The sequence below is a fragment of the Escherichia sp. MOD1-EC6842 genome (assembly GCF_002965705.1).
In the GTDB taxonomy this organism is placed as follows: domain Bacteria; phylum Pseudomonadota; class Gammaproteobacteria; order Enterobacterales; family Enterobacteriaceae; genus Escherichia; species Escherichia ruysiae.
Genome location: NZ_PTRF01000001.1, coordinates 275,822 through 294,053, shown reverse-complemented (window position 1 = coordinate 294,053; position 18,232 = coordinate 275,822). Strand labels below are relative to the sequence as shown.

Here is an 18,232-nt window from a genome sequence, read left to right as displayed (position 1 = left end):
ACTATTTTCAAGTCCGGATAGCGCGTAAGTCACCAGAAAGACACAACTTTACATTTTGTAGCATCTGATTTACGGCATCTTGCCACTGTTAAAAAATCAGGCACAATTTCTTGTGCCTGATTGATGTTACTTGACGGGGGCGGGCTGTTCCGCAGGTCTGGCTTTTTCCAGACGCGCCAAATCAAGCGCGATGTTCACTGTTTCATCCAGATACGGATCTGGCTCCTTGTAATCTTTTGGCAGATCGTCCAGTTTCTTCAACTCCGGTTTTCCTTCGCGTTTAAAGCGATCGTTCAACCGCGCCAGACGCATCGCATCATCTTCGTTATTCTCTTTTTCACGCACAGCGTAATTCAGAGAAACGATGTTGCGTTTGTCCTTCATGGCGTTGAAGCGAGCGATATCCTTCATGATGTTCTGGAACTCAGGATCCTTCGCGATACGCGCATTATGTTCCTTCAGCAACTCCGGTTCAAACGCCGTTAAGTCTCCAGATTTCACATAGGTTGCAGCGTCAATGCTATCCCACGGTAGCGCGTTATCTTCGAATTTCTCACCGGTTTCCGTCTCTTCATTGCCCGTAGGCATAATGATATCTGGCGTTACGCCTTTACGTTGCGTACTGCCGCCGTTAACGCGATAGAATTTCTGGATTGTGTACTGTACTGAACCCAACGCCGGCCATTCAGGACGTAACATCTGATCGTAGATACGGTTCAGAGAACGATACTGCTGGACTGTGCCTTTACCAAATGTCGGTTCACCCACAACCAGCGCACGACCGTAATCCTGCATGGCAGCAGCAAAGATTTCCGAAGCCGAAGCACTGAAACGGTCAACCAGCACCACTAACGGGCCTTTATAGAAAACCTGACCGTCGTTATCGCTATCTTCGCGAACCTTGCCGTTGTTATCACGAACCTGCACAATCGGACCTGATGGAATAAACAGCCCAGAGAGCGATACCGCTTCAGTCAGCGCCCCCCCGCCGTTGCTACGTAGGTCGATAATGACACTGCTGACATTTTGTTTTTCCAGTTTCTGCAGTTGAACTTTGACATCGTCCGTCAAGCCAACATAGAAGCCCGGAATATCCAGCACACCGACTTTTTCTTTACCGACAGTCTTCACAGACATTTTAACTGCACGGTCTTCCAGACGAATACGTTCACGCGTCAGCGTTACTGTCCGGGTCTTGGTCCCTTTACCCGCAGGCAGAATTTCCAGACGAACCTTACTGCCTTTCGGCCCTTTGATTAAGGCAACGACATCATCAAGACGCCAGCCGATCACGTCAACCATCGGTTTACCGGTTTGTCCGACACCGACAATTTTGTCACCAACGCTGATAGCTTTACTCTTCGCTGCTGGCCCACCCGCCACCATTGAATTGATAACGGTGTAGTCATCATCCATTTGCAGTACTGCGCCAATACCTTCCAGCGACAAACTCATTTCAGTATTGAACTGTTCGGTATTGCGCGGAGAAAGGTAGTTGGTATGTGGGTCGATTTCGCGTGCAAACGCCGTCATTGCCAGCGAGAAAACATCTTCGCTGTTGGTTTGCGCCAGACGACGAATAGCAAATTTGTAGCGGCGAGTCAGGGTTTCACGAATTTCTTTATCCGTTTTACCTGCCAGCTTCAGGCTTAACTCGTCGAATTTAACTTTACTGTCCCACAGCGCGTTTAACTCGGCCTCGTTTTTCGGCCAGGGTGCTTTGCTGCGATCCAGGTTATAGGAATCGTTGCCGGTAAAATCCATCGGCTTTTCCAGTACAGACAACGCATACTGGTAACGTTCGAAGCGGCGTTTTTGCGCCAGATTGTAGAGATCGTAGAAAACGTCAAGTTTGCCGGTGCGAAGTTCATCGCCCAACTCGGTTTTCTTTTTCGCAAATTGTTCGACATCGCTTGCCAGCAGTACATTGTGGCTGTAATCAAGCAAGTTCAGGTAGCGGTCAAAGATTTTGGCCGAGAACGCCTGATCGAGATCGAACTGACGATAATGGGAACGGGTGAAGCGCGACGTTACGCGCTCACTCACAGTCGCATGCTGCGTCTCTTCCTTTAATACCGGAATTTGATCAGCACGCGTAATATCTTCTACTGCGAAGGTCTGGCCTGCTATTGCAAGCAGGCCAGCTAACGCGGTAAGCCTAAAAAACATGTTCATGCCTGGCCCGGCCTCCGTTTCAGAACACCAGGTGTTCTGCGCGCACAATCAAAGACATACCCGAATTCAGTTGGACGCGGACGCCGTCTTTGGTGATTTCTAATACGGTGGCATCCATCGCGTTTTGACCAGCTTTCACCTTCAGGGCTTGTCCGACAGTCAGAGCTGAAATGTCAGAAACCGGGGTATGCTGTTCTTCGCGAGGTGCTTTTACTGTTTTTGGCGCTTTCTCAGCCGGTTTTTGCGCGCGAGGTTTGCGCTCGGCGCCTTCTTTACGGCGTTGCGCGGCAGGACGTGGTTTACGTTCGCGGCGTGGTGCATCTTCTTTCTCACCAGCAGCTGCGGCAGCTTCGCGTTTTTTCGCTTGCTGTTCAGCGCGCTGAGCCTGAACGCGTGCTTTCGCTTCTTCAAGCTGTTTGCGAGCATGTTCTACATGCTGCTCGTCCAGCTCACCGCATGGGTTGCCGTCAAGATCGACACGCGTTGCGCCGGGTTTAACACCGTAAAGGTAACGCCAGCTCGAAGTGTAGAGACGTAAAGCGGATCGCAGTTGCGTTTTGCTCAGGTTCATTTCCCCGGCAACACGATCGACCAAATCCTGAAAAATACCGATTTTCAGCGGACGCGCTTCACCTTCCGCACTGAAACAGTGGGGAAAACGTTCGGCCAGAAACGCGATTACTTCTTTACTGCTATTCAACTTAGGTTGATTTTCCATGAAATTTCCTGATTACAACGGACGTAGCCAACAAGCGCAGGCATGAACAGGCGTCATTATAATGACGCCATCAGTAAATGCTACGTTATCCGTTGATTATCCTGCGACGCTCGCAAAGAATTTTTTGTAATCCGTCATTGCAAGCACCTTTTCAAGCTGTGCCACAAGCTGACGTAAGCCTTGCTCGTCCTCGTCTGTAAAGCGACCGAAGACGGTACTGTCGATGTCGAGAACACCAATAATCTGATTTTTCACCACCAGCGGCAGGACAATTTCAGAATTACTCGCCGCATCACAGGCAATATGCCCATCAAAAGCGTGAACATCCTCGATTCGTTGTACTTGATTGCGGGCAACCGCAGTGCCGCACACGCCGCGCCCGACGGGGATCCGTACACAGGCAATTTTGCCCTGAAATGGTCCGAGCACCAGCGTATCGTCCTCAAGCAAATAAAAACCGGCCCAGTTTACGTCTGCCAGACGTTCGTATAACAACGCGCTGGTGTTTGCCAGCGTTGCCAGAAAACTGGTCTCTCCCGCCATCAGCGCGTTAAAGTCGCGATTTAAATCCGCGTAAAATTCTGTTTTGTTCATTATATAATCACTTGGTTGTCTTACCTGGAACTGCCAGCCTATTAAAATAAGCATTAAATGCGTTAATGCTCAAGATCATTCCCATCATGGGTTAAGATTAATGTTAATTCTTATTACATTTGGCACGTCATGGCACTTAACACCCCGCAAATTACGCCAACAAAAAAGATAACAGTGAGCTCAATCGGCAAGGAACTGCCGCGTGGTGATTATCAACGTTGCCCGCAATGTGACATGCTGTTTAGCCTGCCCGAGATAAATTCTCATCAAAGTGCCTATTGTCCGCGCTGTCAGGCCAAAATTCGTGACGGGCGTGACTGGTCGCTAACGCGCCTGGCGGCAATGGCGTTCACCATGCTATTGCTGATGCCGTTTGCCTGGGGCGAACCACTGTTGCATATCTGGCTGTTAGGTATTCGTATTGACGCCAACGTCATGCAAGGCATCTGGCAAATGACCAAACAGGGCGATGCGATAACGGGGGCGATGGTCTTTTTCTGCGTTATTGGTGCCCCACTTATCCTCGTCACATCTATTGCTTATTTGTGGTTTGGCAACCGACTGGGGATGAACTTACGCCCGGTACTGCTGATGCTTGAGCGACTAAAAGAGTGGGTGATGCTGGATATCTACCTGGTCGGCATTGGTGTTGCTTCTATAAAGGTACAGGATTATGCCCATATCCAGGCGGGTGTCGGCTTATTCTCTTTTGTAGCGTTGGTGATTTTAACGACGGTGACGTTGTCACATCTTAATGTTGAACAGCTGTGGGAGCGATTTTATCCTGAACGCCCTGCCACGCGCAGGGACGCGAAACTACGTGTTTGCCTGGGGTGTCACTTTACCGGCTATCCTGATCCGCGCGGTCGCTGCCCCCGCTGCCATATCCCGCTTCGCCTGCGTCGTCATCATAGTCTTCAAAAATGTTGGGCGGCGTTGTTGGCTTCAGTCGTCTTGTTGTTACCAGCTAACCTGTTGCCTATCTCGATCATTTATCTGAACGGTGGACGACAAGAAGATACGATTCTTTCCGGCATCATGTCGCTGGCAAACAGCAACATTGCGGTCGCCGGAATTGTGTTTATCGCCAGTATTCTGGTGCCGTTTACCAAAGTGATTGTGATGTTCACTTTATTATTGAGCATTCATTTTAAATGCCAACAAGGATTACGTACGCGAATACTGTTACTGCGAATGGTGACCTGGATTGGTCGCTGGTCGATGCTCGATCTGTTTGTCATTTCTTTAACTATGTCGCTGATCAATCGCGATCAGATCCTCGCTTTTACTATGGGACCGGCTGCGTTTTATTTCGGCGCAGCGGTTATTTTAACTATTCTTGCAGTGGAATGGCTGGACAGCCGCTTACTTTGGGATGCACATGAGTCAGGAAACGCCCGCTTCGACGACTGAAGCGCAGATTAAAACTAAACGCCGTATCTCACCTTTCTGGCTGCTGCCGTTCATCGCGCTAATGATTGCCGGCTGGCTGATTTGGGACAGTTATCAGGATCGGGGGAACACCGTCACCATCGACTTTATGTCGGCGGACGGCATTGTCCCTGGCCGCACACCTGTTCGTTATCAGGGTGTTGAAGTCGGAACCGTTCAGGATGTCAGCCTTAGCGATGATCTTCGTAAGATTGAAGTCAGGGTCAGCATCAAGTCCGATATGAAGGATGCGCTGCGCGAAGAGACGCAGTTCTGGCTGGTGACGCCAAAGGCCTCGCTGGCAGGTGTCTCCGGACTGGATGCGCTGGTTGGGGGTAACTATATTGGCATGATGCCAGGCAAAGGCAAAGAGCAGGATCACTTTGTCGCCCTCGATACCCAACCGAAATATCGGCTGGATAATGGTGATCTAATGATCCACCTACAGGCTCCCGATCTTGGTTCGCTGAATAGTGGTTCGCTGGTCTATTTTCGCAAGATCCCGGTGGGACGTGTCTACGACTATGCGATCAATCCCAATAACCAGGGCGTGGTGATTGATGTCCTGATTGAGCGGCGTTTTACCGATCTGGTGAAAAAAGGGAGTCGCTTCTGGAACGTTTCTGGCGTTGATGCCAATGTCAGTATCAGTGGCGCGAAGGTGAAACTGGAAAGTCTGGCTGCGCTGGTTAACGGTGCGATTGCCTTCGATTCGCCGGAAGAGTCGAAACCCGCCGAAGCGGAAGATACCTTTGGTTTGTATGAAGATCTCGCCCACAGCCAGCGTGGGGTAATCATAAAACTGGAACTGCCGAGCGGTGCCGGATTAACCGCCGACTCAACACCGTTAATGTATCAGGGTCTGGAAGTCGGACAACTGACGAAACTGGATTTAAACCCAGGCGGCAAAGTCACCGGAGAAATGACCGTTGATCCCAGCGTCGTAACGCTGTTACGGGAAAATACCCGCATCGAATTACGTAACCCGAAATTATCCCTCAGCGATGCGAATCTCAGCGCCCTGCTCACGGGCAAAACCTTCGAACTGGTGCCGGGCGATGGTGAGCCACGCAAGGAGTTTGTCGTTGTGCCTGGCGAGAAAGCCCTGCTGCATGAACCTGATGTTCTGACGCTGACCCTGACCGCGCCAGAAAGTTACGGTATTGATGCCGGTCAGCCACTCATTCTACATGGTGTGCAGGTCGGTCAGGTAATTGAACGTAAACTCACCAGCAAAGGCGTCACTTTTACCGTCGCCATTGAACCGCAGCATCGCGAGCTGGTAAAAGGCGACAGCAAATTCGTTGTCAACAGCCGTGTGGACGTGAAAGTGGGGCTGGACGGCGTCGAGTTTCTCGGTGCCAGCGCCTCTGAATGGATCAACGGAGGGATACGTATTCTGCCGGGCGATAAAGGCGAGATGAAAGCCAGCTATCCGCTGTATGCCAATCTGGAAAAAGCCCTGGAAAACAGCCTTAGCGATTTGCCCACCACGACCGTGAGTTTGAGTGCAGAAACATTACCAGACGTGCAGGCGGGATCGGTAGTGCTGTACCGTAAGTTTGAGGTTGGCGAAGTCATCACCGTGCGCCCACGGGCTAACGCCTTTGATATCGATCTGCATATTAAGCCGGAATATCGCAACCTTCTGACCAACAACAGCGTGTTCTGGGCAGAAGGCGGGGCGAAAGTTCAGCTTAATGGTAGCGGTCTGACCGTACAGGCTTCGCCACTTTCACGGGCGTTAAAGGGTGCTATCAGCTTCGATAACCTCAGCGGCGCCAGCGCCAGCCAGCGTAAAGGCGATAAGCGTATTCTTTATGCGTCAGAAACGGCGGCTCGTGCGGTCGGCGGACAGATTACGCTCCACGCTTTTGATGCCGGAAAACTGGCGGTCGGTATGCCAATTCGCTACCTCGGTATTGATATCGGGCAAATCCAGACGCTGGATCTGATAACCGCACGTAATGAAGTACAGGCAAAAGCGGTGCTCTATCCGGAATATGTCCAGACTTTCGCTCGCGGTGGTACACGCTTTTCGGTGGTCACACCGCAGATTTCGGCAACCGGCGTTGAGCACCTTGATACCATCCTCCAGCCGTATATCAATGTCGAACCCGGTCGTGGAAATCCTCGCCGCGACTTTGAATTACAGGAGGCTACCATTACCGACTCTCGTTACCTGGATGGCTTAAGCATTATTGTTGAAGCGCCAGAAGCCGGATCGTTAGGCATCGGTACACCGGTACTATTCCGTGGTCTGGAAGTGGGTACGGTCACTGGAATGACGCTGGGTACACTATCGGATCGGGTGATGATTGCGATGCGCATCAGTAAACGCTACCAGCACCTGGTGCGGAACAATTCCGTCTTCTGGTTGGCATCGGGCTACAGTCTGGACTTTGGTCTTACGGGCGGCGTAGTGAAAACCGGTACATTTAACCAGTTTATCCGTGGCGGGATCGCCTTTGCCACTCCGCCTGGTACTCCGCTGGCACCGAAAGCCCAGGAAGGCAAACACTTCTTGTTGCTGGAAAGCGAACCGAAAGAGTGGCGTGAGTGGGGAACCGCGCTACCCAAATAATGCGCACTGCTCCGGCGTACCTGCGCCGGAGCGTTTATGCTAAACTGCGCGCCTGTTTTTTTGCCAGTGGTACATGCTCGTGGCCCAACACACCGTTTATTTCCCGGACGCCTTTCTGACGCAAATGCGTGAAGCAATGCCTTCGACGCTCTCTTTTGATGATTTTCTCGCCGCCTGTCAGCGCCCGTTGCGCCGCAGCATTCGCGTTAATACGCTGAAAATCTCCGTTGCAGATTTCCGGCAATTAACCGCTCCTTATGGCTGGACGCTAACGCCGATCCCGTGGTGTGAAGACGGTTTCTGGATCGAACGTGACGATGAAGACGCATTGCCGCTGGGCAGTACCGCTGAACATTTGAGTGGCCTGTTTTATATTCAGGAAGCCAGTTCAATGTTACCGGTTGCTGCATTGTTTGCCGATGGTAACGCCCCAAAACGGGTGATGGATGTCGCTGCTGCACCGGGTTCAAAAACTACGCAAATTGCCGCACGGATGAATAACGAAGGGGCGATCCTTGCCAACGAGTTTTCCGCCAGCCGGGTTAAAGTGTTGCACGCCAATATCAGCCGCTGTGGCATCAGTAATGTTGCGCTCACGCATTTTGATGGCCGCGTGTTTGGTGCGGCATTGCCAGAAATGTTCGATGCTATTTTGCTGGATGCCCCCTGCTCCGGTGAAGGCGTGGTGCGTAAAGATCCCGATGCGCTGAAAAATTGGTCACCAGAAAGCAATCAGGAGATCGCAGCCACCCAGCGAGAACTGATCGACAGTGCCTTTCATGCATTACGTCCTGGCGGTACGCTGGTTTACTCGACCTGTACCTTAAACCGGGAAGAAAACGAAGCCGTTTGCCTGTGGCTGAAAGAGACTTACCCTGATGCAGTAGAGTTTTTACCGCTGGGCGATCTATTCCCTGGCGCGGACAAGGCGCTGACCGAGGAAGGCTTTTTGCACGTCTTCCCACAAATTTATGATTGCGAAGGTTTTTTCGTTGCTCGTCTGCGTAAAACTCAGGCGATTCCCGCGTTGCCTGCGCCGAAATATAAAGTGGGCAATTTCCCGTTTACCGTAGTGAAAGATCGCGAAGCCGGACAAATTCATCAGGCGGCTGCGAGTGTCGGCTTAAACTGGGATGAAAACCTGCGCCTCTGGCAGCGCGATAAAGAAATCTGGTTATTCCCGGTGGGCATTGAAGCGTTGATAGGTAAAGTCCGATTTTCCCGTCTGGGGATTAAACTTGCTGAAACACATAACAAAGGTTATCGCTGGCAGCATGAAGCGGTTATTGCCCTTGCCTCACCCGACAACGAGAACGCGTTTGAACTGACACCACAGGAAGCGGAAGAGTGGTATCGCGGGCGCGACGTCTACCCACAAACCGCGCCAACTACGGATGATGTGCTGGTCACCTTCCAGCATCAGCCAATCGGTTTAGCCAAACGTATTGGTTCACGGCTGAAAAACAGTTACCCACGGGAGCTGGTGCGCGACGGGAAACTTTTTACCGGTAAAGCCTGACCGCACACAAAAAAGCGCACTTTTTGACTGGCGAATCTGACTGCCTTGACTAGGCTGAAAAATGGTACGATCGAACTGGTCGTACCACAATCGGCACTTAAATGGAGAGCACGAAGATGAAAACCAGTGTACGCATAGGCGCTTTTGAAATCGACGACGGCGAGTTAACCGGCGAATCGCCTGGTGACCGAACGTTAACCATCCCCTGTAAATCTGACCCGGATTTATGTATGCAACTTGATGCCTGGGACGCCGAAACCAGCATCCCAGCCCTGCTAAACGGCGAACACTCTGTCCTTTACCGTACCCGCTACGATCAAAAGTCTGATGCCTGGATTATGCGTCTTGCCTGATCCAAAAAGAACCCGTCGGCATGACGGGTTATTTATCCTGGTTATTTCCTCCGTTGTAAAATCTCCCCTAAACTTAACGGTACGGCACCGCACTTCGAGGATGAAATGTTCGCGCTGGTACTTTTTGTTTGCTATCTGGACGCTGGCTGTGACGATATTGTGGTTGATATCTACAATACGGAACAGCAGTGCCTCTATTCAATGGACGATCAACGGATCCGCCACGGCGGCTGTTTTCCGATTGAGGATTTTATTGATGGTTTCTGGCGACCTGCACAGGAGTACAGTGACTTTTAATTATTGCAGTTGCACAAGAGTCAACTCACCTCCGAAGACGGCGCCGGTATCAATATAATGCAAGTTACCGATATCCACGCGATGCCGTAAGGGCGTATGCCCAAACCAGAAATGATCGGCACCTGTAATTCCCTGCCCTTTTTGCCCCCCACGCAATCGCGATCGACTCCACAACACCTGATGCAGATCGACTTCCTTATGCCACTCATAAATATCGTTGGGGTAATCCGCATGGGCGATGACATGCAATCCGCTACTACAGCTTAATTCAATTATCCACGGCAAAGACCAGCATTTTTCCAGCACTATTCTCGCCTGCTCGCATTGGCGCTCGGTCAGTGCAGCGAACCAATCGCCGCCATTCATAAACCACAAAGACATCTGCTGCGAATCCAGCGCATCCATCGCCATCTGCTCATGATTGCCTCTTACCGCTCTGATCCAGCGTTGTTCCAGTAATTGCAGGCAGCGCAAACTCTCCGGGCCACGATCGATAACGTCACCAACCGAGATCAGCAAGTCTTGCCACGGGTCAAACCGGCAGTGCCACAATTTCTTACGCAGTTGCGCCAGGCAGCCATGAATATCCCCCACCAGCCAGATATGTCGCCACTGACTGCCATCAATCTTCTGATAGATGTGTCTTGCCTGTTTCATCAATTCCTTACTCCCGCGCGAAAGATCACATTATCTTAACAAAAATGTTAAAAAAGCCTGGACTGAAGCAGTAGAGTGTGTGTTATGGTTGATGGTAAAGTCAGTGCAGTAAAAGCTGTGATGTAATCATCAAACTGGCTTTATAGATAAAAAGAGACCGAATACGATTCCTGTATTCGGTCCAGGGAAATGGCTCTTGGGAGAGAGCCGTGCGCTAAAAGTTGGCATTAATGCAGGCTTAGTTGCCTTGCCCTTTAAGAATAGATGACGACACCAGGTTTGCCAGTTTGCGTGCAAAATGGTCAATAAAAAGCGTGCTTGTCATCGTCTTAAATGTTAAAAACCGCCCGTTCTGGTGAAAGAACTGAGGCGGTTTTTTATTTGAAATCAAACATTTACTGTAGATGATTAACAGAGTTTCTCAGCTCTTTCAATAAACGGTGCCAGACTCATTTTTTCACCTGGTTTGTTAGGATCATCAATCTGGATCACTGAAATAGGCTGGGCGTTGGTCTTTCCGCTAGTAACTTCTTTTTGCGCGACATCGTTCAAAGGGTACTGCACCAGGGTGCTGGGGTTAATGACATACAGCGCGTTGCCCGGTCGGCATGTCAGCATCACTTCTTCACGATTAAATGCCCATTTGTCTTTACCCATTTCAAAACGACTAACGGTGATCACTTGTGGCGCCGCCAGCGCCGCTGCCGAACTGGTAAGCAATACAAATGCCAGAATACTTTTTTTCATCATTTTCGTAATCCATCAAAAAGGTTCGAGAGTTGCAAGCAGGCTGATAATCACCAGCACTACCGCACCTATCGCCCATTCGAGTTTTGTCATCCAAACAAACCACGGAGCCGCACGGTCTTCATCTTGCCCCATCCGTGGCACCAGAACATAACGATTTGCCAGTGCAATGGCTACCATAATCATCACCAATATGACCTTTAGAAATAAAAGCTGCCCCCAGTAAGTCGCAAGTGTTGGGGGAAATCCGGTGATGAATAATGCATTAAGCACACCGCTTGCCAGCACGCCAATTACCGCAAAATGTCCACACCAGGAGAATCGCATCAGTGCATGAATGGCCTGACGTCGCCAGCGCCCTTTTACCAACCGCATACACCAGACGACCGGCAGCAAGCCACCAAACCATGCCGCCGCGCAAATCAGATGTACAGCGTGATTAGTCTGATGGATTTTCGCCGTTAATCCTTCGTTTAACGTCGCATGTCCTACTCCCGCCATCAGGATAAATTGCGCGGTAGTTAGCACAAACAACAAACGTGGCATGTTCCCTGGTTGCATCAGAGCGACGGTTAGCGTAACGAGGGCGAGAACGATTTGCCAAATCCAGACACCACCAAACTGCGTTTGTAACACTGATTGCCAAATGTTCAACGAAACCACATCCGACCATCCCGCGCCCATCAACCCGCCCTGTACGGCGAACATCGCAGCGGCGCTGCTCAAACTCCAGACGGCAGCATGTTGTTGTAAACGCAGAAAACGTTTCGTCAGCAAGCGACGAATTGCTATTGGTGCCAGCCATGCGCCATACATCGCGAAGCCAAAGACCAGCATCAGGGAGGTAAAATGGATAAATCGCAATGCGACCCAGGTAAACGCCAGCATGTTTTATTTCACTGTAAAGGTGTAATGCCCTTTGGTTTTATGCCCGTCCACCGAGACTACATGCCAGTTGACGGTATAACTTCCGGGCTTCAGGGCGTCGGCAAGCGGAACAATCAATTGGTTTTTGTCTTGTTCATTACGCTTCGCGGGTAATGTTTTAACATCTTCATTCTTTGAACCGATGATTTTGGCGCCGCTGAATCCGGGTTCAATACTTTCAGAGAAGTTTAACGTAATGGCCTGTGGGGCAGCAGTAACCTCCGCATTCGCCGCAGGATACTGATGCGTCAGATGCGCATGTGCCCAGACAGAAGGCGCTAGCGAAGCGGCAAATAATACGAGTGCGTAACGAAGAGAACGTGCAGTTGAAACCATATTATCTATTCCTTTTTGTAATAACTTTTTTACAGAGCATAACCTTGTCTAATGATAGAGTCGAGGATCATCAATTCCGGCTTGCCATCCAGGCTGACTCTTAGTAACTTTTGCCCGCAATTAACGAGGAGACACAATATGCTGAAGAATCTGGCTAAACTGGATCAAACTGAAATGGATAAAGTTAATGTCGATCTGGCGGCTGCCGGGGTGGCATTTAAAGAACGTTACAATATGCCGGTAATTGCTGAGGCGGTTGAACGTGAACAACCGGAACACCTGCGAAGCTGGTTTCGTGAGCGCCTTATTACCCACCGCCTTGCCTCTGTAAATCTGTCACGCTTACCTTACGAGCCTAAACTTAAATAAACCTTATATTAAGTTACACTTTCTTACATAGCGCCTGCTAAATTGTGAGTATTTTCTTATACGCATCAATATTTGCGGACACTGTGAAAAGGAAGTCATTATGACATACAGGAAAGTCGCAGCAGCACAATATGAGCCTCGTAATGCCTCACTCACTGAGCAGGTGGCCCATCATCTGGAGTTCGTGAGGGCTGCCGCCAGACAGCAGTGCGAACTTTTAGTTTTCCCCTCGCTTTCTCTACTGGGATGTGATTATAAGCGACGCTCTCTTCCTGCCCCGCCCGACCTTTCGCTGTTAGCCCCGCTTTGTTATGCCGCGACAACATGGAGAATGACCATTATTACCGGCCTCCCCGTTGAACATAATGAACGTTTTATTCGTGGTATTGCCGTATTCGCGCCAGGGATGAACGCGCCCGGAATTTATCATCAAAGCCACGGAGCATGTCTGGATCGACACTCTAAAACCATCACTGTGGTGGATGGACAACCTGAAGGCATTGATATGCCCCCAACCTGTTCACTGTTTACCACCGGTCAGTGCATCAGTGAGCCCGAACTATTGGCTTCTACTCGCCACTTACAATTTTTCTCACATCAGTTCTCCATCGCCGTACTGATGGCTAATGCCCGGGGCAACAGCGCACTGTGGGATGAACATGGCAGCCTTATTGTTCGCGCCGATCGCGGTTCGTTATTGTTAGTTGGTCAACGCACAGCGCAGGGTTGGCAAGGCGATATCATTCCATTACGCTAGGCGTTTTCGGCCCGGAGTTTTGCCATGCTGCGTATTATCGATACAGAAACCTGCGGTTTACAGGGAGGGATCGTCGAGATTGCCTCAGTTGATGTTGTTGATGGGAAAATCGTCAACCCCATGAGCCACCTGGTGCGCCCCGACCGTCCCATCAGCCCACAGGCTATGGCAATTCACCGAATTACCGAAGCCATGGTCGCCGACAAGCCGTGGATTGAAGAGGTGATCCCGCACTACTACGGTAGTGAATGGTATGTCGCCCACAATGCCAGCTTTGACCGCCGCGTATTGCCTGAAATGCCTGGCGAGTGGATCTGCACGATGAAACTGGCTCGTCGTTTGTGGCCAGGAATCAAGTACAGCAATATGGCGTTGTATAAAACGCGTAAACTCAGTGTACAAACGCCGCCAGGCTTGCATCACCACCGTGCGCTGTATGACTGTTACATCACCGCTGCCTTGCTTATCGATATTATGAACACATCCGGCTGGACGGTGGAACAAATGGCGGATATCACTGGACGTCCATCATTGTTAACGACGTTCACGTTTGGCAAGTATCGCGGTAAAGCAGTATCAGAAGTTGCAGAGCGCGATCCGGGCTACCTGCACTGGTTGTTTAATAACCTCGACAGTATGAGCCCGGAATTGCGTTTAACGTTGAAGCATTACCTGGAGAATGCTTAAGCCGCTGGCTGACCGGGTAATGTCCCCTGCGCCAGCGCGACCAGAAAAGCATATTCCATCGCCACACCTTCGTAAGATTTGAAGCGCCCCGATTTACCGCCATGCCCTGAGTCCATGTCGGTACACAGCAATAACAGATGGTCATCGGTTTTCAACTCACGCAATTTAGCCACCCATTTTGCCGGTTCCCAGTATTGCACCTGTGAATCGTGTAAGCCGGTCGTTACCAGCAAATGCGGATAAGGCTGTGCGGTGACGTTGTCATACGGGCTGTAGCTTTTCATGTACTCGTAATATTGCGGATCTTGCGGATTCCCCCACTCTTCAAATTCGCCAGTGGTCAGAGGAATTGATTCATCAAGCATCGTTGTTACGACATCAACAAACGGCACCTGGGCGATAACGCCGTGGAACAGCTCGGGGCGTTCGTTGATAGCGACCCCCATCAGCATTCCCCCCGCACTGCCTCCCATTGCATAACAGAGCGAAGGAGAGCCATAGCCCAGTTTTAACAATGCATCGCAGGCATCAAGATAGTCATTAAACGTATTTTTCTTCTTCAGGAATTTACCGTCTTCGTACCATTGATGCCCCAGCTCGCCACCACCGCGAACATGGACAATGGCGTAGACAAATCCACGATCCAACAAACTCAGGCGGCTGAAACTGAAATCGGCATCTATGCTTGCTCCGTAAGAACCATAACCGTATACCAACAGCGGATTGTTGCCTTTCTGGAAGTGCTTACGATGATAGACCAGCGAAACCGGAACTTCGACGCCATCCCGGGCAGTGATCCACAAGTGTTCACTGCGGTAATTCGCCGCATCAAAACCGGGTACTTCAGTTTGTTTCAGCACGCGGCGCTCGCCGGTATCCATATCCAGTTCAAACAAAGTATCTGGCGTGGTCATGGAGGAATAACCGTAACGCAATCGCGCGGTTTCAGGTTCTGGATTGTAGGCAATCCAGGTCACGTAGGCAGGATCATCAAAGGCAATGCCGATGACTTCTCGTGTCTTGCGGTTAATTTGGCGCAAACTGGTTAACCCGCGCTGACGCTCTTCAACCACCAGCCAGTCGGTAAACAGCGTAAACCCTTCCAGCATGATGTTATCGCGTGGCGGAATTAACTCCTCCCATTGTTGTTCATCACGCATACGGGTACGGTATAAACCAAAGTTTTTGCCGTTGCGGTTGGAACGCAGATAAAACCGATGCTGGTAGTGATCAAGACTGTATTCGTGATCTTTGCGGCGCGGCAGAAAAACAAACGGCTCGGCATCGGCCATTTCCGCGTCCAGCAAGCGAACTTCACTGGTGGTGGCGCTGGCCAGGTGAATGACTACATAGTGCTTCGATGTCGTTTTATGCAAACTGACGTAATAGGTATCGTCTTTTTCTTCGTAGATCAGTTTATCGTGCGATGCCGGAGTCCCGATGGCGTGTCGCCAGACCTGATAAGGCAGCAGCGTCACCGGATGCTTGCGCACATAATAGAAAGTCCACGAATCATTCGCCCAGACAAAGCTGGGATCGACATTATCCAGCAATTCGGGATACCAGTTGCCCGTTTCAAGATTGCGAAAACGGATGCCGTACTGGCGTCGGGAAAGGAAATCTTCCGCCAGCGCCATAATGGTGTTATCGGGGGTAATTGCCATTCCGCCCATCGAATAAAACTCACTGTGCGCCGCGCGCTTGTTGGCATCGAGCAATGTTTCCCACTCATCCCACTCTTCACTGAACGCCGATTGACGCTGGTAGATAGCATATTCACAGCCAGGTTCATAAATATGCCGGTAGCGGTAGCCATTTTTGATGTAGGGCGCAGAGACTTCTCTTTGCGGAATGCGGTCGATAATTTCCTTTAATATGCGATCCTGCAAGGCTTGTTGCGAAGCCATCACCCGATGACCGTAGCTATTTTCTTGTTGCAAATAGTCCAGTACTTCCGGCTGTGAGCGCGTGTCGTCCCGCAGCCAGTAGTAATTATCGATGCGCGTATCGCCATGAAGCGTCATGGCGTGGGGAATGCGGGCGGCTTTTGGTAGCATGTTATTGTTCTTTCTGGTTGAAACATCTTATAAGGGTGGCAAAACTCACCCGGTATGCAAGCGAAACAGGGTAGTCATTGCTCAGATGATGACAGGTAATGGCGTGGATATCGAATGATATGCTGACAGAGAAAATCAGTCCGTTCAAATGGCTGTGCGGTTCTGGATAGCCAGAAATAGTCAACGGTCAGGCTATCCAGAGAGCGGAATTATTCCGCCAAAGTGCGCTTTTGCTGTTCGAGATCGCGTTCGATCCCTTCACGAACATCCTGGGGAATTTTCAGCGCGTCGCCCAATGCATTCAGGTAGCTACGCTCCATGAAATGATCAATATCAATAGCTGCGCAGCTCAAGAAATAGATTTCCAGCGCCTCTTCTTCATTACGAACCCCGTTCGCCAGGCGCTGCGGATCCAGCGGTTGTTCAATTGCCTGCTCAATGAGTACACGCCCCTGCTCTTCCACGCCGGCTTCACGCAATTGCTGGTCGATAGCTGCACGTTCTTTGGCATAAATATGACCATCACTTTTAGCGGCAAAGACCAGTGCAAGGATCAAACGTTCCGTACGCTCATCCAGCGGCGTGCTTTGAGTGCCGAATTGCGGTTCATCCTGATGCGCCGCACGAATTTTATCTTTGTATTTGTTCCACAGCACCGTACCCGCTACCGCTCCGCCGCCAACCAGCAACGCATTGGTGCCATATTTCGTGAGAAGTTTACGTGCTGATTTATTTGCGACCAGCAGCCCTGCCAGCCCGCCTAATGCGCCCGGCACTAAAAGTTTGCCCAATCCCTGCTCCGTAGACGAGGAGGTAGAAGAACTGCTTTGCCCAAGCAGGGATTGCAGTTGATTTAACCAGTTAGCCATATTTGCTCCTCAATAACCATTTTTAGTGCCTGTAGCATAGCGGATGAGGATGTCAGAAAGTGTATATTGCGGCAAAAGATGCGCAAATAAACGGACCGAAAGGAAGTCAGCGACGGAAATTCGCGTCAAATAAGGAACTCGGCTATGGTGGGAATTTGGATGAAGGATTGATTGGGATTATCTGCTGCTGATTGCCTACTGCGATGCTGTCGCGCCTTATCATGCCTACGGGGTCTGATGCATTGTAAGGCGGACAGGTGCTTACACCACATCCGCCAGGAATTATGCGCAATGACTAATAGCCATTAACGACGCTGATACTCCGCCATTCCCGCTTTACAGTCCACGCTTACCTGATAATGAATATCGGCACTTTTACCGCGCACGGTCAGCGGAACTGACCATTTATCATCTTTACCCTGAATATCCTGCAAACTAACCCACGCAACCGGATCTGCCTGACCAACGATTTTTTGATCGTCTGCCCAGCGCGCTACGCGGTTTTGTTGATAATCGCGTTTTACACTCGCGGCAATTCCGGCTGCATCCAGACCTTCACACTTTGGGAAAGTTACTGACTTGCTGGTTTCGTTATTTGCAGCAAAAACTGATGCGCAGGCAGAAAGCAGTAACAGCCCCAACAACGCTCCTCTTTTTTTCATGTTTTTCTCCATAGCACAATGATTCAGGAGAAAGCATGGTACAAATTGTCAGGAGCGCAAGTTGCTTCAGGCGGCGTGGGTCTCATCTTCCGCATTGTTGCTATTATCGACCACCTGCGGAGACGGTAATTTGCCTGTTTTCAGGATGGTACTCAGGACATCTTTCTGTTCTGCCAGCCACAGTGAAAGAGCTTCACGTTGCTCGTCTTCCATTTTGACCGGGGAATTTGCCAGCCAGGTGTCGAGCAGATCCGCCGTATCAAGCATTTTGTCATAAGCATCGGCTTCCTTTTTGCTGGTAAACGACATCTTCTCTTCGCCCTCACGAATGACTACGTATTTAATTTCAACCGCCATTTGCAGCCTCTCATCATAACTGTAATTTTATACAGTATATTTCTTTTCAATCGAGAAATCAACGCAAGCAATCAAGCAATAAAGACACACGCAAACGTTTTCGTTTATACTTCACGCGGAATTAATCAGGGGATAT

General features: G+C 50.3%; 19 protein-coding genes. 8 read left to right on the top strand and 11 right to left on the bottom strand.

All coding sequences use genetic code 11. From position 1 onward, the window contains the following. Positions 1-126: 126 nt before the first annotated feature. The 3 genes from prc to msrC all read right to left on the bottom strand — a co-directional run bounded on the left by prc (position 127) and on the right by msrC (position 3,487). Positions 127-2,175 (bottom strand): carboxy terminal-processing peptidase, encoded by a 2,049-nt coding sequence (gene prc / locus A7Z29_RS01545; protein WP_105280378.1) that lies wholly within the window; start codon positions 2,173-2,175, stop codon positions 127-129. A 19-nt stretch (positions 2,176-2,194) separates the two neighbouring features. Next, entirely contained in the window at positions 2,195-2,893 is a 699-nt protein-coding gene (gene proQ / locus A7Z29_RS01540; RefSeq protein WP_000431365.1) for an RNA chaperone ProQ, read from the bottom strand. Between the two features lie 96 nt (positions 2,894-2,989). Next, positions 2,990-3,487, bottom strand: coding sequence for an L-methionine (R)-S-oxide reductase (gene msrC, locus A7Z29_RS01535; protein ID WP_001043872.1), 498 nt, complete (start codon positions 3,485-3,487; stop codon positions 2,990-2,992). Positions 3,488-3,616: 129 nt separating this feature from the next. Here msrC and yebS point away from each other — a divergent pair, with 129 nt between their 5' ends. The 5 genes from yebS (at position 3,617) to A7Z29_RS01510 (ending at position 9,671) form a co-directional block, all read left to right on the top strand. Then, on the top strand, positions 3,617-4,900 hold the full coding sequence (gene yebS, locus A7Z29_RS01530; protein ID WP_001207287.1) for a membrane integrity lipid transport subunit YebS: 1,284 nt from the start codon (positions 3,617-3,619) through the stop codon (positions 4,898-4,900). Beyond that, on the top strand, positions 4,869-7,502 hold the full coding sequence (gene yebT, locus A7Z29_RS01525; protein WP_105289703.1) for a lipid-binding membrane homeostasis protein YebT: 2,634 nt from the start codon (positions 4,869-4,871) through the stop codon (positions 7,500-7,502). Before yebS ends, yebT begins: the two co-directional genes overlap by 32 nt. A 79-nt stretch (positions 7,503-7,581) precedes the next feature. Beyond that, positions 7,582-9,021 (top strand): 16S rRNA (cytosine(1407)-C(5))-methyltransferase RsmF, encoded by a 1,440-nt coding sequence (gene rsmF / locus A7Z29_RS01520; RefSeq protein ID WP_105289765.1) that lies wholly within the window; start codon positions 7,582-7,584, stop codon positions 9,019-9,021. 116 nt (positions 9,022-9,137) lie between these two features. Then, entirely contained in the window at positions 9,138-9,374 is a 237-nt protein-coding gene (locus tag A7Z29_RS01515) for a DUF1480 family protein (protein ID WP_010345804.1), read from the top strand. 105 nt (positions 9,375-9,479) lie between these two features. Further along, on the top strand, positions 9,480-9,671 hold the full coding sequence (locus tag A7Z29_RS01510) for a YdfD/YebW family protein (protein WP_000457829.1): 192 nt from the start codon (positions 9,480-9,482) through the stop codon (positions 9,669-9,671). On the opposite strand, the gene pphA is transcribed toward A7Z29_RS01510, so the two are convergent. The 4 genes from pphA to yobA all read right to left on the bottom strand — a co-directional run bounded on the left by pphA (position 9,672) and on the right by yobA (position 12,338). Continuing rightward, on the bottom strand, positions 9,672-10,328 hold the full coding sequence (gene pphA / locus A7Z29_RS01505) for a protein-serine/threonine phosphatase (RefSeq protein ID WP_105289702.1): 657 nt from the start codon (positions 10,326-10,328) through the stop codon (positions 9,672-9,674). Positions 10,329-10,736: 408 nt separating this feature from the next. Continuing rightward, entirely contained in the window at positions 10,737-11,078 is a 342-nt protein-coding gene (locus A7Z29_RS01500) for a YebY family protein (protein WP_000976489.1), read from the bottom strand. 12 nt (positions 11,079-11,090) lie between these two features. Next, positions 11,091-11,963, bottom strand: coding sequence for a copper homeostasis membrane protein CopD (copD, locus tag A7Z29_RS01495; RefSeq protein WP_000879337.1), 873 nt, complete (start codon positions 11,961-11,963; stop codon positions 11,091-11,093). A 3-nt stretch (positions 11,964-11,966) separates the two neighbouring features. Continuing rightward, entirely contained in the window at positions 11,967-12,338 is a 372-nt protein-coding gene (gene yobA / locus A7Z29_RS01490; protein WP_000255068.1) for a CopC domain-containing protein YobA, read from the bottom strand. A gap of 138 nt (positions 12,339-12,476) precedes the next feature. Here yobA and holE point away from each other — a divergent pair, with 138 nt between their 5' ends. The 3 genes from holE (at position 12,477) to exoX (ending at position 14,151) form a co-directional block, all read left to right on the top strand. Beyond that, positions 12,477-12,707 (top strand): DNA polymerase III subunit theta, encoded by a 231-nt coding sequence (gene holE, locus A7Z29_RS01485; protein WP_000916765.1) that lies wholly within the window; start codon positions 12,477-12,479, stop codon positions 12,705-12,707. A gap of 100 nt (positions 12,708-12,807) precedes the next feature. After that, positions 12,808-13,464 (top strand): carbon-nitrogen hydrolase family protein YobB, encoded by a 657-nt coding sequence (gene yobB, locus A7Z29_RS01480; RefSeq protein WP_105289701.1) that lies wholly within the window; start codon positions 12,808-12,810, stop codon positions 13,462-13,464. A 24-nt stretch (positions 13,465-13,488) separates the two neighbouring features. After that, entirely contained in the window at positions 13,489-14,151 is a 663-nt protein-coding gene (exoX, locus tag A7Z29_RS01475; protein WP_105289700.1) for an exodeoxyribonuclease X, read from the top strand. Here the strand turns inward: exoX and ptrB are convergent. The 4 genes from ptrB to yebG all read right to left on the bottom strand — a co-directional run bounded on the left by ptrB (position 14,148) and on the right by yebG (position 18,096). Next, positions 14,148-16,208: an oligopeptidase B gene (gene ptrB, locus A7Z29_RS01470; RefSeq protein WP_105289699.1), complete on the bottom strand. Its 2,061-nt coding sequence runs from the start codon at positions 16,206-16,208 to the stop codon at positions 14,148-14,150. The two genes, exoX and ptrB, sit on opposite strands and share 4 nt — an antisense overlap. 209 nt (positions 16,209-16,417) lie before the next feature. After that, a complete protein-coding gene (locus A7Z29_RS01465) occupies positions 16,418-17,077 on the bottom strand; it encodes a tellurite resistance TerB family protein (RefSeq protein ID WP_105289698.1) in 660 nt (219 codons plus the stop codon). A gap of 305 nt (positions 17,078-17,382) precedes the next feature. Next, the gene (gene yebF, locus A7Z29_RS01460; RefSeq protein WP_010345796.1) at positions 17,383-17,739 is read right to left on the bottom strand and encodes a protein YebF; all 357 of its coding nucleotides are present in this window, start codon (positions 17,737-17,739) and stop codon (positions 17,383-17,385) included. A 66-nt stretch (positions 17,740-17,805) separates the two neighbouring features. Next, positions 17,806-18,096 carry a DNA damage-inducible protein YebG gene (gene yebG / locus A7Z29_RS01455; protein ID WP_105289697.1) on the bottom strand — a complete coding sequence of 97 codons (291 nt, stop codon included), beginning with the start codon at positions 18,094-18,096 and terminating at the stop codon, positions 17,806-17,808. Positions 18,097-18,232: the final 136 nt, after the last annotated feature.